Origin of the sequence: Bacillus sp. RB3 (genome assembly GCF_030164735.1) — a bacterium.
GTDB lineage: Bacteria > Bacillota > Bacilli > Bacillales > Bacillaceae_G > Bacillus_A > Bacillus_A cereus.
This window is the reverse complement of record NZ_JASNGE010000003.1, coordinates 108,943-123,451: the sequence shown is the minus strand read 5'-3', so window position 1 is coordinate 123,451 and position 14,509 is coordinate 108,943. Positions and strand designations below refer to the sequence as shown.

Below are 14,509 nucleotides of genomic sequence, written 5' to 3'. Positions count from 1 at the left end.
TCATTTAGTTTGCAACAACGTTAACAAGTTTTCCAGGAACAACAATTACTTTACGAACTGTTTTCCCTTCAATTTGGTCTTGAATTGCTTCAAGTGCAAGTTGTTCCATTTCTTCTTTTGATGCGTCTTTACTCATTGTTAGTTTTGCGCGAACTTTACCCATAACTTGAACAACGATTTCAACTTCATCTTCTACAAGTTTAGACTCATCAAATGTTGGCCAGCTTGCATATGTGATTGTTTCATTGTATCCCAGTTTGCTCCATAGCTCTTCCCCGATATGAGGTGCAACTGGTGCAATCATTTTTACGAAACCTTCTACATATTCTCTTGGAAGTGTTTCAGCTTTGTATGCATCGTTGATGAATACCATCATTTGAGAAATCGCTGTGTTGAAGCGAAGCTCTGCATAGTCTTCTGTTACTTTCTTCACTGTTTGGTGGTAAGCTTTTTCAAGCTCTTTATTTGGTGCGTCAGTAATTTTCTCACTTAATTCACCGTTATCTTGAACGAATAGACGCCATACGCGGTCTAGGAAACGACGAGCTCCGTCAAGACCATTTTCAGACCAAGCGATTGAAGCATCTAATGGGCCCATGAACATTTCGTATAGACGAAGTGTATCTGCACCGTGACTTGCTACGATATCATCAGGGTTTACAACGTTACCTTTTGATTTACTCATTTTCTCGTTGTTTTCACCTAGAATCATACCTTGGTTGAATAATTGTTGGAATGGCTCTTTCGTTGGAACTACACCGATATCGTATAATACTTTATGCCAGAAACGAGCATATAGTAAGTGAAGTACAGCGTGCTCCGCTCCTCCGATATAAATATCAACTGGAAGCCATTGTTTTACTTTTTCAGGATCTACAAGTGCTTCGCTATTGTTTGGATCGATGTAACGTAGGTAATACCAACAGCTACCAGCCCATTGCGGCATTGTGTTCGTTTCACGACGACCTTTTTTACCAGTCTCAGGATCTACAACATTTACCCACTCGTCAATGTTAGCAAGTGGTGATTCACCTGTACCTGAAGGACGGATGTTTTCTGTTTTCGGAAGAACTAATGGTAATTCCTCTTCTTTCACAGCTGTCATTGTACCATCTTCCCAGTGAATTACTGGAATTGGCTCACCCCAGTAACGTTGACGGCTGAATAACCAGTCACGTAGACGGTACGTTACTTTTTGATTTCCTGCGCTCGTTACTTCAAGCCATTCAATCATTTTTGCGATTGCTTCTTCTTTATTTAAACCATCAAGGAATGCTGAGTTTACGTGTGCACCATCACCTGTGTACACTTCTTTCGTAATATCTCCGCCTTTTACAACTTCCTTCATTGGAAGATTAAATACTGATGCGAATTCATAGTCACGCTCATCATGAGCTGGAACTGCCATTACAGCACCTGTTCCGTAAGTTGCAAGAACGTAATCAGCAATCCAGATTGGTAATTTCTCACCGTTTACTGGGTTAACTGCGTAAGCACCAGTGAATACACCAGTTTTTTCTTTCGCAAGTTCTGTACGCTCTAGATCACTCTTCATTTTTACAGCGTTAATGTAAGCTTCTACCGCTTCTTTTTGTTCTGCTGTTGTAATTTCTGCAACAAGTGCATGTTCTGGAGCTAGTACACAGTATGTTGCACCAAATAATGTATCAGGGCGTGTTGTGAAAACTGTGAATTTCTCGTCTGTACCATCGATGTTGAAGTGTACTTCTGCACCTTCAGAACGGCCAATCCAGTTACGTTGCATATCTTTTAAGCTTTCTGGCCAATCAAGCTCATCTAGATCTTCTAATAGACGATCTCCGTAAGCTGTAATTTTTAACATCCACTGTCTCATCGGACGACGCTCAACTGGATGTCCACCACGCTCACTCTTACCGTCAATTATTTCTTCGTTTGCAAGTACTGTACCAAGTGCTGGGCACCAGTTTACAGGTACTTCATCAACGTAAGCTAAGCCTTTTTCAAATAGTTTTAGGAAGATCCATTGCGTCCACTTATAGTAGTTTGGATCTGTTGTATTTACTTCACGGTCCCAATCGTAAGAGAAACCTAATGATTTAATTTGGTTACGGAACGTATTAATATTATGCTCTGTAAATTCAGCTGGGCTGTTTCCAGTATCAAGTGCATATTGCTCTGCTGGAAGACCAAATGCATCCCATCCCATTGGATGAAGAACGTTATATCCTTGCATACGCTTCATACGAGATAAAATATCTGTCGCTGTATAACCTTCTGGATGTCCTACGTGTAAGCCTGCACCTGATGGATATGGGAACATATCTAGTGCATAAAATTTTGGTTTTTCTGTCTCATCTGGCGTACGGAATGTTTTATTCTCTTCCCAGTACCCTTGCCACTTCTTCTCAATTTCTTGATGATTAAAGCTCATGAGATACCCTCCTTAAAATTCTATTTATTTTCACCGCCCAAAATACAAAAAACCTCTCATCCCTAGAAAGGGACGAGAGGTTATAGATTCCCGCGGTACCACCCTAAATTAATGTACAAATATACATTCGCTTAGATCCGTAACGTGGATTAACGGCAATTGCTACTATTAGTTTCACAACTGCAACTCAAAGGCGAGTTCATAACGAAACGTGGATTGACTTGCACCGACCGTCAACTCTCTAAACCCGCTTCTATTACTACTACTCCTTCTCACTGTTATTACACATATAAGTTAAGTGAACTATCCTTCACTTAGTATCTCTTAAGAGCTTACTTAAAGCGAGGACTTCTCGGTTAATCGTTACTCTTAATAACTAACGAATTCATCTTAAGACAGCCGAGCTATCTCCCTTGTTCTAAAGGTTGTTTTATTTAAATATATTCTAAAACATGTTACATGTTCCGTCAAACTAAACTGCAATTTTTTCTTCAACTGTTTCTTCTACTTTTACTCGTTTATCATAAATGCTCGTTGCTATAAGCGCTACTACAAGCATTACCATGATTGCTATAAACAATACTTCCATATTGTATAAATCCACAATTGCTCCGCCAACGACCGGCCCGAACATTTTCCCTACAGTCGCCGCACTATTTACAACCCCTTGATAAAACCCTAATTTATCTTTTGGTGCAAGTATATTTGCAATCGTTGGAACCGCAGGCCATACAAATAACTCACCTATTGTTAATGTTACCATCGCAACGAGGAACATCGTAAATTGCTGCGCTTGGCTTAACACAATGAATGACGCCGCAAAAATGAAAATCCCAATCATAATTTGCTGTTTTAAAGAACGCTTCATCCAGCGAATTAGCATACTAACAAGTGGCTGTGCACAAACAATCATTGCTCCGTTTATCGTCCATAATAAACTATAGTGACGAAGGCTAATATTCAATTCTTGCATATGTGTTGCAATCGCTCCTTGCCACTGTACGTATGTAACCCAGCATAAAGCATATGCTACACACACGATAAGAAGTGCTTTAAATCCAGGTGTAAGTGACCAACCTTTTTTCATTTCCACTTCTTTTTGTACTCCTGGCTCCTTCTTGTCTTCCATACCACGGAATCCAATAAAAGCAATTAAGAAGAAAACAAAGTATAAAATAAAGTTCGCTAAGAAAATATAATCAAAACGATACGATGCAACTAATCCACCACATGCTGTTCCAATCGCAATACCAACATTTTGTCCAACGTACATCGCATTAAATGCCCGTCTTCCGCCTTCTGGCCAAACCGTACCAACCATCGCATACATCGATGGGAAGACCATTCCAGAACCGAAGCCGATTAACGCTAGCCATACAACATATAACGGCCAACCGTGGAAGAACACAAGACCTAAAATTGATACAAGTGTAATCACTATCCCTACTAAAGTTGATTTATAACCGCCCCATTTATCAAATAAAACACCGCCGAGCAAGTTTCCGATTACACCAGTAAGCGAGTTGATCATTAATACCATTCCGGCCACAGATAAAGATTTTCCCAAGTGATCATGTAAATAAATTGTATTAAAAGGCCATAAAAAAGAAGCACCCGTGACATTAATAATCATCCCAGCTACTAATAGCCATACTTTCCTTGGCATAGCTTCCCCTCCTATTCTATTTTTTTCGTTCATATATATAACAGTAAAATTGTAGTCGTTTTTAAATAGGAAGGCAACTGATTAATAGTTGATGAAATTCAGATAATAGTTCGTCGGTAAATGAATTTATATTGGTTGCTTCTTGGATTATATCAGCGATTATCAGAATATATCGGCGCAACTACAAATATATCAGCGATTATTAAAATATATCGACTTACCGACAAAAAACGACAACAGTAACAATATATAAAAGGGTAGACTGCATGAAATTTTCATGCAGTCTACCCTTATTTGTACTATCCAACTTCCTTTTCTCGCTTCACACGTTCTTTAGCACTCCATTTAAACACCTTATCTAGTAGCGAGTATATTCTCCCAGATTCTTTCGTTAACAAAGGTCCTAACGATGCTAATATTAAAACATACAAAGCTGAGAACGGTTTAATCGCTGCCATTAAGCCACCCGCAATTCCAATATTCGCGACGATAATAGAAAATTCTCCGCGTGATACAAGTGTTAAACCGATATTCGTAGAAGCCTTATGCGATAACCCAGCTTTACGCCCCGCAACCATTCCAGCAGTAAAATTACCGATAAGAGTAATGAAAACTGCTCCTAATGCCAACCACACTGCTCCGCCAAGTGAAAATGGGTCTATACTTAAACCGAAGCTGAAAAAGAATATAGCTCCAAAGAAATCACGAAACGGAACGACAAGCTGTTCAATTCGATCACTATGCTCTGTTTCAGAAAAAACGAGTCCTAGTAATAATGCTCCAATTGCCTCTGCAACATGAATCGTTTCTGAAAATCCTGCTACAAAGAACAAAATAGCGAATATTACAATAATAAAAATTTCATTGGACGAAATATCTAACATTTTATTTAAAAACCGTGTAGCTTTTCTAGCAACTACAAAGAATAGTAGCATATAACCTACTGCGATTAAAATAGATGTAAGAGCACCTACAAATGATGTTGCCCCTCCAAGTACTAATCCTGAAACGACTGATAAATATACCGCTAAAAAAATATCATCAAACATAATGATTCCTAAAATTAGCTCCGTCTCTTTATTACCAGATCTTCTTAAATCAACAATTACTTTCGCAACAATTGCACTCGATGAAATTGTTATGATCCCAGCAATAATTAATGTTTCTAATAAGGGGAAACCCATTATATATCCGTAAAGTAAACCTAATATAAAATTAAGCGATATATGAACAGTTCCCCCAAAAGCAATTGATTTTCCTGATTTAATTAATTTTTTAATTGAGAATTCTAAACCTAAGTAAAATAGGAGGAATATGACGCCAACACGGCCGAGGAAGGAAATAACTTCTCCACTTTCAATAAATCTTAAATCGATAAGCCCTAAATCTGGGGCATGAGGCCCCACTAGCATACCGAGTATAATAAGAAACGGAATAATCGAGAACTTTAACTTTGCAGCGAGAATAGCTGCAAAAGCGACTAATACTAACGCAGTTCCAACTTCAAAGATTAAAGTATCCATCGATTATGAATCCCCTCCTACTGAAAGCAACTCATTAATAATTCTTTTCACTTCATGTCTTTCACCTGATAATACGAGCATATCGCCAGCTTCAATGATAGAATCTGGGCCTGGATTAAAGAACTTCTTCATATTCTTTTTCAAAATGGCAATAATCGTTACGTTATATGTGTTTCGAACATGTAAACTACCAATTGTTTTTTGTACAACTGGTGCATTATTTTCCACCTTAAACCACTCAATTGATAATCCCTCAAAAGCCATTTCAATCGTATCTAAAGCTTGTGGCCTATATACCATTCCGCCCAATATAGCTGCAATTTGTCTCGCTTCAGAATCACGAAGAGAGACGCTTGAAATACTCTCTTCATGATCAGCATCAAAATGGTACATTTCTCTTCGGCCATCATCATGAATAACGATAACCATCTTTTCATTACCTTTTGTAATCACTTCAAACTTACATCCAATACCCGGCAGTTCACTCTCTCTAATATTCATATTTTCCGCCTCCTAATTTTTTAGTTACGGCTTTTATAAATCGACATCAATCTCCGTTTTAAAGCTCTCATCCTTTGAGATACCTAAATACTTTAGTGTCTCTGATGGAGTCGCGTGATGAAAATGTTTTTGCAATAGTGCAATCGCTATCCCTCTTTTGTACGCATGAAATCCGAACGTTTTTCGCATTGAATTCGTTCCGATTTTACCAACAACTCCAACTGCTTCTGCAGCATTATGAATTACACGATACGCTTGTTGGCGCGTAATTGAATTTGGCGTTTTATTAGATTGGAATACGTAATTTTCTCTTTTAACGCCAATAGATTGTACGTAATCTAAAAGCGCTTCTTTTACTTTTGTATTTAAATAAATATCTTGTTTAAATTTTTCATCTTTCACAGGAAGAGCATAAAACTCTTTAACAGTCCCGTCTTCATTTAATACATCTTCAAATTTCATGCTAAGTAGTTCTGTAATTTTTAATCCTGTGTTAATTCCAATAACAAATAAAAGATAATCTCGCTGGGAGTGCTCTTTTAAATATTTTTTCATAGCCTCAATTTGGCTTATATCTTTTAATGCCTCTACAACTTCCATACATGTATTCTCCTCATCTTATGAACGGTAATTTTCTCATTATGTTGTCCATTTTACCTTATCATGCTATGAGATTTCCATGTGTTATCCATTATTTTCACAATATACTCAGGTGGTTCTGAAAACTTTCAATGTGGAAACTTACGATTGTATAAATACGTTGCGGTAAAAAAATGTGGGAATAAAAGTTCAGCTTCTTTCTACAGATTGGATTCCTCCTTTCCTTATACAGCTACTTCTACTTTTATATTAGGTTACTTACTTACATTATATTATACATTTCAGTAACATTAAAGTGTTTTTTCTGAAAATAATAAAAACCGAGCGTTTTTGCTCGGTTTTTATTATTAATCTTCTTTCGGAAGAACAATTCCTTTATACAATTGAACTGTAATGAAGTAATAAATCGCATAAATAACTACGAAAATTACGATTGGTATCCAAATACGGAAGTACGGATCGATTAAAATAAATCCGAAAATATTCATACCAACTAATACGTGAGCGATACCCACAATTGCTGGGAATAAGAATACTAAGAATAGCTCTTTATAAATCGATTTCGTTAATAACTCACGGCGCACACCGATTTTACGAAGCATTTGATAACGCGTAATATCTTTTGATGCACCAGAAAGAATTTTAAACATAAGACAGCTTGCCATCATTGCTAAGAACGCAATTCCAAGGAAGAATCCCATAAATACTGTTCCACTCGCAATGCCATAGAACCCACTATAAGCTTGATATTTACTATCCATTTGTTCAGCTTTTACATTTTTATATTTATCTAGCTGCAACTCGTCAAGTTTTTTCCATTCTTTTTTATATGTTAAAAAATCATCTGTTTTTCCGATAAATGCTATACCTTCTTTACCATTTATCCCATCATACATTTTTTGATCTACAATTTTAATTGCATGATCATTGTATAAATAATATGGATGGATTGTACTAAAAGCATCTGTCCATTCCGCTGAAAGTTCTTTAGTATTCGCATCTTTTTGATTCATCTCTCTAGAAACTGCACCTACCGGTAGTTCCTCTGAAACTTTTTTCGTATTTACTAAATCCTTCATAGACTTCATCTTTGCCATATCTTTTACGAAAGGACGATTTTTCTCTAAATCTTCTTTTACATAGTAAACGTATTTATCATCAACTTTGTAACGATATTCGCTTTTCTCTTTAAATGTAATACCATCTAAAATTTTCTTTTCTTCAGCTGTTGGATTATGAACTACTGAATCATATATTACTAAACCATCTACCATTTTTATAACGTTATTTTTAAATGCCATACCACCTGAAATTGCACCAGCTCCAAGTGCAACTAACATTGCCACTGTTGCAAGTACTTTTGTTAAACTATTAATTCGGAAGTTTAATTGTGCAAATGTAAAAGCATTAAGTCCTTTTTCACTACGCTTTTTATTACTTTTTAACTTTTTAATAATGACTGGAAGAAGTGAGCCAAATAGCATGTAAGTACCAGCTGTCGTTGTAATTAATGCAATAAGGATTCCCATCTCTTTTAGTTTTTCCATATAGATCATAGATGCATAACCTATACCTAATAAAATAACAGCAAGGAATGCCACTACAACTGTCTTTTTACCTTTTACTGCAACACGCTCTGTTTGTGCATCTGCATGTACTAGTTGCAATACAGAAATACGTGACAATTTAATACTGTTCATAATTGCTGATAATACAAATAGTGCAAAGAAGAAGATGCAAGTAACAGTCATAGATGGTAGATAAAATGCTTTATACCCTTCACCAGCAAATTCAAGCTGTTTCATTAATAACTGTCCAATACCTTCTGCAAGTCCTACTCCAACTGCAATCCCGATTGCAAGAGACGCAGCACCTAATACGATTGTTTCAATAAACATAAGTAATGTAACTTTATGTTTTTTCGCACCTAACATCATATACATACCGAACTCTTTTTGACGAAGAGATAATAAGAAAGAGTTTGCATATAAAATGTAGAAGAACGTTATAATTGCTAATAAAAATGATCCTGCTTGGAATACGAATCCAATAGATTTAATCACTGAATTAGATTCTAAAAATGCTTTATTCAGTGCTAACGTTTGGAACATGTAAAAAATTGAAATCGACATGACAAGACCGACAAGTAAGACGATATAATCTTTCAGCTTACTTTTCAGCCCCGACATGGAAAGTTTAAATAACATACTGGAACCTCCTTTCTTACGCCTTTTGTGTACCTAAATCTGCAAGTACATCTAAAATTTCTTTGTAGAACTCTTCACGCGTACCACCGCGATGAATTTCTTTATATAGCTCACCATCTTGAATGAATAAAATACGCTGACAGTAACTTGCACTATATGGATCATGCGTAACCATCATAATCGATACGCCTTGATCTTTATTTAAGTTTGTCATCGCATCAAGTAAACTCGTTGCATTTTTAGAATCAAGCGCTCCTGTTGGCTCGTCCCCTAAAATAATTGCCGGCTCATGCACTAAAGCACGCGCTGCTGCTGAACGTTGTTTCTGTCCACCAGATACTTCAGATGGATACTTTTGAAGTATTTCTGTAATCCCTAACATATCCGCTACTTTTTCTACTTTCGGTCCAATATTACGTGATGCGACACCTTGAAGAGAAAGTGGAAGTGCAATGTTTTCATAAATAGATAAGTTCTCTAATAAGTTAAAATCTTGGAAGATAAATCCTAATTTTTGCGAACGGAAATCTGAAAGCTCACCTTGCTTCATTTTTGTAATATCCGTTCCCGCAATTTCAACAACGCCACCTGTTGCCTTATCTAACGTTGAAATTACATTTAATAATGTCGTTTTACCGGAACCAGATGGTCCCATAATTCCAACAAACTCACCCTCTTGAATTGAGAATGAAACACCCTTTAACGCGTGTGATTGGTTCTCACCTTTTTTACCGTACACTTTTTGAACGTTTTTCACGTCTACAACTGGTTTCGTCATATATATCCTCCTACGCTTGTTTTTCCATTACCTATTTTGCGCTTTTTAGAAGTGAACTGCTATTTGTTAACATTACAATTACCTTACACTTTTGTAAGATAGAAAATGGATGCGTGTAAGGTTGGCTTTTCATACTAGTTCACATTTCGACATAGTAAATCGGTAAATGAAATTACATCGGCGATTGTTAAAATATATCAGCGGTTCTTACACTTTTATCGGCGATTGTTAAAATATATCAGCGGTTCTTACACTTTTATCAGCGATTTTTCAAATATATCGGCGATTCTTACACTTTTATCAGCGATTACCAAAATATATCGACTTATCGACAAAAGATGACAATAAAAATAGGCTGTTCCGCGAAAGGAACAGCCCACTGATTAAAGTTTCACTTTATTTCTTTAAAGGTGTTACCGTCCAGTACGTAATAACACGCCAAACCCATTCTAATGGACCCATTTTAAAGATTTTCATCCAAATTACACTAAACACAATTTGAATTGCATAAATTGCGATACATACATATAGCGTCTGCATGTATGTTAAGTTACCTGCAAAGTTAAATACACTACCAGCAATTAAAATCATTGCCGTTTGTCCGATATAATTTGTTAAAGCCATACGACCGTAGTATTTCAATGGTGCTAATAATGTTTGAACTGGTTTTAACTGAAGTAATAAAATTAATGCTCCTACATAGAAAGCTGAAATAATTGGTCCAACAGTAATACCAATTTTTAGAAACTGGCTTGCAGCATCCATTGTTCCATCTTCATTCATCAATATCATATTTACAAATGGGCCAGCAGGCACGTGTCCATATTGATACCATACAGCTGCCACACTTAAAACAAACATAATGCCTGTAAAAATAGCGACTTGCTTTATGTTTTTTGAAAGATTTTCAAATGCACGATATTGTCCTGCAGCAAGACCTAATAAAATTAAACCAAGTGGTAATAGTTCTTTAACACCCATTACACTAAAGGCTATTGTCAAAATAAGACCAATTACTAAGTTCGCTTGTTTTTTCGCTTTATAAAACGGTAAAACGATTAATCCGCAAATTGCATATAACGTTAACGCTTCTCCAGGCTGAAACATGTAATGAATCAAACCAAAAATAAATAATGCAACTACGCGGCGGAAAAATAGAACATATCCATTTTTCCCTTTCGCAATCGCTCTTGTAATGAAGATATAGAATCCCACTCCAAATAAGAATGAGAAAATCGAGAAAAAACGACCTTCTACAAATAAGTATAGAAACCTTTGATAGCTAGCATCTACTGTATTAGGATCTGGAGTTTTAATATTAAGTAGTGCTAAAATATTTACTAAAATAATCCCCAGTAATGCGAAGCCACGAATGTAATCTAACTCATCAATTCGTTTGTTTGTAATATTGTTCCCCATAAAGCAGCTCCTTGTCCAAAATTTAATCCTCCCTTACTCTACTGGAAAAGGACAATTACAACTATCGGCAAACCTTACAGAAATCTTACACTATTGTCATATAGCAAAATAAAACCAGGTCATATTTCGACCTGGTTTACTCTGATTGTTTTGATTTTTGAGGTTGTCCTTTTTTACTATTACGCTGTTTTACTTGAACAATGGGATCAAGTTCATTCGAAAACTCAGCGTTATGTCCATTTTGTGTTTTTTGCTCTGGGTTATTTTGATCTGAACGTTTCGCCATTACATTCACTCCTTATTAGTGCGGTGTAATAATCATTTGATGTTGCAATTGGCGAATTGCCATACGTGCTCTATTTAATTGCTCACGTTGCTCATCATTCGCATGTTGTTGCATCGTTTGTAAATCGTTATACGCTTGTTCTAATTGTAACTGTGCATCTGAATACTCCATCGTATTGTAATGCTCTTGTCTCATGCCTTGTTCTAATTGTTCTTTTGCATATTCCACCGCTTGTTCCGCTTGTGTAATATACGATTCAAGTGATTGACGCTCTGCCATAATTGTCCCTCCTTGCTTCAATTCCCCTTTAGTGTGTCCCTTCCATCTCTACCTTATGAGTATGTTATAATGGATTTTGTTTCATTTTGACTCGGCTTAGGAGGGAAAATAATGAAGGTTCAAAACCCTTTTCCATATACAAACGACAATAAACGTTATCATACATGGAATTACCATTTACGAAATGAATTTGGTGAAAAAATCTTTAAAGTTTCATTAGATGCTGGCTTCGATTGTCCGAACCGTGATGGTACAGTTGCTTACGGTGGTTGTACATTTTGCAGCGCTGCCGGATCTGGCGACTTCGCTGGTGATCGCCGCGATGATGTTATAACACAATATCATGAAATGAAAGAAAAAATGCGCTCAAAGTGGAAAGATGGAAAATGTATCGCTTATTTCCAAGCGTACACAAATACACACGCACCACTTGAAGTGTTAAAAGAAAAATTCGAACCGCTTCTAGCAGAAAAAGATGTTGTCGGTCTTTCTATCGCAACTCGTCCAGATTGTTTACCAGACGATGTCGTTGAATATTTAGCGGACTTAAATAAACGTACGTATCTTTGGGTTGAACTTGGACTACAAACCGTTCATGAACGCACTGCAAACCTTATTAATCGCGCTCACGATTATCCGTCTTACGTGGAAGGCGTAAATAAATTACGTAAGCACGGCATTAGAGTTTGCTCTCATATTATTAACGGTCTTCCACTTGAAGATTACGACATGATGATGGAAACAGCTCGTGAAGTAGCGAAACTTGATGTACAAGGAATTAAAATCCACTTACTTCACTTATTAAAAGGAACGCCAATGGTGAAGCAATATGAAAAAGGACAACTCGAATTCCTTTCTCTTGAGGATTACGTAAGTCTTGTTGTTGACCAACTTGAAATTATTCCAGAAGACGTAATTGTGCACCGTATCACAGGTGACGGCCCACCTGATTTAATGATTGGTCCAATGTGGAGCTTAAATAAATGGGAAGTATTAAATTCCATCGATGCAGAATTTGTACGCCGCGGAAGCTGGCAAGGAAAATATGCAAATGAGGAGAAACAACAATGAAATTAGAACGTGTATTACCGTTTGCTCGCACACTGCTGCAAACGGCTGTTAAAGAAGGCGACTACGCTGTAGATGCAACACTTGGAAATGGTCATGACACTTGCTTCCTAGCTGAAATTGTTGGGGATAGCGGAAAAGTATTTGGATTTGATATTCAAAAAGAAGCGATTGAAAGCTCAACAACTCGTCTAAAAGAAAAAGAACTTTTTGAACGTACTGTTTTAGTTCACGATAGTCACGATACACTTCTATCCGTACTACCAGAAGACGCAAAAGGAAAAGTAACAGGCGCTATCTTCAACTTAGGTTACCTTCCTGGCGGTGACAAGCATATCGTTACAAAACCGAACTCAACAATTTCGGCAATTGAACAATTACTAGAAGTAATGGCACCTGAAGGTATCATCGTCCTCGTCATTTACCACGGACACCCAGAAGGACAAGTAGAACGCGACGCTGTTCTCAAATTTGCAGAAGAACTAGACCAAAAACAAGCTCACGTACTGCGATATGGCTTCATTAACCAGCAAAATAATCCGCCATTTATTGTGGCGATTGAGAAACGATAAAGTGAAACTTTAATCAGTGGGGGGAATCCCCACTGATTATTAGTTGAACCAATCGGGCATTTATGGGCAGTTTATCTCCCACCTAACATCTTTGCTCCAGGCGAATTTTAAGGTGGGAGTTTTACTGCCCGTTAATGCGGGGTAATATATCAACGATTTTTCAATTATATCTATCGTAACTCGGGATATATAAACGATTTTTTCGATATATCTATCATAACTTACAATATATCAACGATTTCTCGGATATATCGATTGTTCGACAAAACATAACAAAAAAAGACGTGCACTCATTGCACGTCTTTTTGTTATTCTCCTATATAATGGATATATACACTATTTAAAGAAAGAAGGATAGAACTTTGCTAGTAGAACTAAGGGGAATTCAAAAGAAGTATAGCAAATCACTTATACTAGACAACATTGATTTATCCATTCCAGAAGGAGAAGCGCTCGCTATTATCGGCGGGAACGGGACTGGAAAAAGTACTCTGCTCAAAATAATTGCAGGATTTATTTCACCTACGGCAGGGACACTCAAAAGAAAAGAACATATACAAATTGGTTATGTACCTGAACATTTTCCTGAAGGAATTCGTTTTACATTAGCGGATTATTTATTTCATCTCGGCTGCATTCACGGCTTATCAACAACATATTTAAGAAATAAAATTCCGATGCTCCTTGAGACTTTTCACTTACATCATGCAAGACATTCCGTTGTACGAAACTTTTCAAAAGGTATGAAACAAAAAACAGGTATTATGCAAGCATTACTTACGGACGTCCATTTATTAATTTTAGATGAACCGCTTTCTGGGCTCGATCCTAACTCTCAGCAAGAATTAGAACATATTTTACTCTCATTAAAACAACAAGGTATATCTATACTCTTCACATGTCACGAAAAACAACTATTAGAAAACTTCGCCGATAGAATTGTGACGTTAGCAAATCATACAATTGCAGAAAATACCTCTGCACAAAAAGTAGCGGAACAGGTCTATATTGAGGCAATCGTTCACGACACATTTTCAGCAATAGAACTACAAAAGCAATCCGGTTTTATACACGTTGCACACAATGCAAATCAAAATCTTATTCAATTACAAATCGAAAAAGAATATACAAACGAAATACTTCAGTTTTTATTACATAAAAAAGCATCTATCACACTGCTACAACCTAACTTTTAAA

General features: G+C 36.6%; 13 protein-coding genes and 1 other annotated feature. Of the genes, 3 read left to right on the top strand and 10 right to left on the bottom strand.

Annotated features, from left to right (window positions below):
• Positions 1 to 4: 4 nt before the first annotated feature.
• The 10 genes from leuS to QO049_RS05965 all read right to left on the bottom strand — a co-directional run bounded on the left by leuS (position 5) and on the right by QO049_RS05965 (position 11,672).
• The gene (gene leuS, locus QO049_RS06010) at positions 5 to 2,413 is read right to left on the bottom strand and encodes a leucine--tRNA ligase (RefSeq protein WP_000009466.1); all 2,409 of its coding nucleotides are present in this window, start codon (positions 2,411 to 2,413) and stop codon (positions 5 to 7) included.
• 65 nt (positions 2,414 to 2,478) lie between these two features.
• Positions 2,479 to 2,698 (bottom strand) — a binding site (T-box leader).
• A 187-nt stretch (positions 2,699 to 2,885) separates the two neighbouring features.
• Entirely contained in the window at positions 2,886 to 4,079 is a 1,194-nt protein-coding gene (locus QO049_RS06005; RefSeq protein ID WP_001137554.1) for an MDR family MFS transporter, read from the bottom strand.
• 299 nt (positions 4,080 to 4,378) lie between these two features.
• Entirely contained in the window at positions 4,379 to 5,602 is a 1,224-nt protein-coding gene (locus tag QO049_RS06000; RefSeq protein ID WP_000380174.1) for a cation:proton antiporter, read from the bottom strand.
• Positions 5,603 to 5,605: 3 nt separating this feature from the next.
• On the bottom strand, positions 5,606 to 6,103 hold the full coding sequence (locus QO049_RS05995) for a cation:proton antiporter regulatory subunit (RefSeq protein WP_001026053.1): 498 nt from the start codon (positions 6,101 to 6,103) through the stop codon (positions 5,606 to 5,608).
• A gap of 33 nt (positions 6,104 to 6,136) precedes the next feature.
• Positions 6,137 to 6,703, bottom strand: coding sequence for a tyrosine-type recombinase/integrase (locus QO049_RS05990; RefSeq protein ID WP_000454205.1), 567 nt, complete (start codon positions 6,701 to 6,703; stop codon positions 6,137 to 6,139).
• Positions 6,704 to 7,050: 347 nt separating this feature from the next.
• Complete coding sequence (locus QO049_RS05985; RefSeq protein WP_000897799.1) at positions 7,051 to 8,910, bottom strand: FtsX-like permease family protein; 1,860 nt, start codon at positions 8,908 to 8,910, stop codon at positions 7,051 to 7,053.
• Positions 8,911 to 8,926: 16 nt separating this feature from the next.
• The gene (locus tag QO049_RS05980; RefSeq protein ID WP_000165837.1) at positions 8,927 to 9,688 is read right to left on the bottom strand and encodes an ABC transporter ATP-binding protein; all 762 of its coding nucleotides are present in this window, start codon (positions 9,686 to 9,688) and stop codon (positions 8,927 to 8,929) included.
• Positions 9,689 to 10,084: 396 nt separating this feature from the next.
• Entirely contained in the window at positions 10,085 to 11,107 is a 1,023-nt protein-coding gene (locus tag QO049_RS05975) for a DUF418 domain-containing protein (protein ID WP_098283985.1), read from the bottom strand.
• 136 nt (positions 11,108 to 11,243) lie between these two features.
• Positions 11,244 to 11,393 carry a hypothetical protein gene (locus QO049_RS05970; RefSeq protein WP_001129340.1) on the bottom strand — a complete coding sequence of 50 codons (150 nt, stop codon included), beginning with the start codon at positions 11,391 to 11,393 and terminating at the stop codon, positions 11,244 to 11,246.
• A 15-nt stretch (positions 11,394 to 11,408) separates the two neighbouring features.
• The gene (locus tag QO049_RS05965) at positions 11,409 to 11,672 is read right to left on the bottom strand and encodes a YtzC family protein (protein WP_000840871.1); all 264 of its coding nucleotides are present in this window, start codon (positions 11,670 to 11,672) and stop codon (positions 11,409 to 11,411) included.
• A gap of 111 nt (positions 11,673 to 11,783) precedes the next feature.
• Here QO049_RS05965 and mnmL point away from each other — a divergent pair, with 111 nt between their 5' ends.
• The 3 genes from mnmL (at position 11,784) to QO049_RS05950 (ending at position 14,508) form a co-directional block, all read left to right on the top strand.
• Positions 11,784 to 12,743, top strand: coding sequence for a tRNA modification radical SAM protein MnmL/YtqA (gene mnmL, locus QO049_RS05960; RefSeq protein WP_000868034.1), 960 nt, complete (start codon positions 11,784 to 11,786; stop codon positions 12,741 to 12,743).
• Complete coding sequence (mnmM, locus tag QO049_RS05955) at positions 12,740 to 13,312, top strand: tRNA 5-(aminomethyl)-2-thiouridylate-methyltransferase MnmM (RefSeq protein ID WP_000764497.1); 573 nt, start codon at positions 12,740 to 12,742, stop codon at positions 13,310 to 13,312. The genes mnmL and mnmM overlap by 4 nt, the downstream gene beginning before the upstream one ends.
• Before the next feature lie 362 nt (positions 13,313 to 13,674).
• Positions 13,675 to 14,508 carry an ABC transporter ATP-binding protein gene (locus QO049_RS05950; protein WP_000959746.1) on the top strand — a complete coding sequence of 278 codons (834 nt, stop codon included), beginning with the start codon at positions 13,675 to 13,677 and terminating at the stop codon, positions 14,506 to 14,508.
• Position 14,509 lies beyond the last annotated feature (1 nt).

Coding starts and splice junctions, on each gene's coding strand:
- leuS (WP_000009466.1), bottom strand. CDS start 2,413: ATGAGCTTTAATCATCAAGAAATTGAGAAGAAGTGGCAAGGGTACTGG.
- QO049_RS06005 (WP_001137554.1), bottom strand. CDS start 4,079: ATGCCAAGGAAAGTATGGCTATTAGTAGCTGGGATGATTATTAATGTC.
- QO049_RS06000 (WP_000380174.1), bottom strand. CDS start 5,602: ATGGATACTTTAATCTTTGAAGTTGGAACTGCGTTAGTATTAGTCGCT.
- QO049_RS05995 (WP_001026053.1), bottom strand. CDS start 6,103: ATGAATATTAGAGAGAGTGAACTGCCGGGTATTGGATGTAAGTTTGAA.
- QO049_RS05990 (WP_000454205.1), bottom strand. CDS start 6,703: ATGGAAGTTGTAGAGGCATTAAAAGATATAAGCCAAATTGAGGCTATG.
- QO049_RS05985 (WP_000897799.1), bottom strand. CDS start 8,910: ATGTTATTTAAACTTTCCATGTCGGGGCTGAAAAGTAAGCTGAAAGAT.
- QO049_RS05980 (WP_000165837.1), bottom strand. CDS start 9,688: ATGACGAAACCAGTTGTAGACGTGAAAAACGTTCAAAAAGTGTACGGT.
- QO049_RS05975 (WP_098283985.1), bottom strand. CDS start 11,107: ATGGGGAACAATATTACAAACAAACGAATTGATGAGTTAGATTACATT.
- QO049_RS05970 (WP_001129340.1), bottom strand. CDS start 11,393: ATGGCGAAACGTTCAGATCAAAATAACCCAGAGCAAAAAACACAAAAT.
- QO049_RS05965 (WP_000840871.1), bottom strand. CDS start 11,672: ATGGCAGAGCGTCAATCACTTGAATCGTATATTACACAAGCGGAACAA.
- mnmL (WP_000868034.1), top strand. CDS start 11,784: ATGAAGGTTCAAAACCCTTTTCCATATACAAACGACAATAAACGTTAT.
- mnmM (WP_000764497.1), top strand. CDS start 12,740: ATGAAATTAGAACGTGTATTACCGTTTGCTCGCACACTGCTGCAAACG.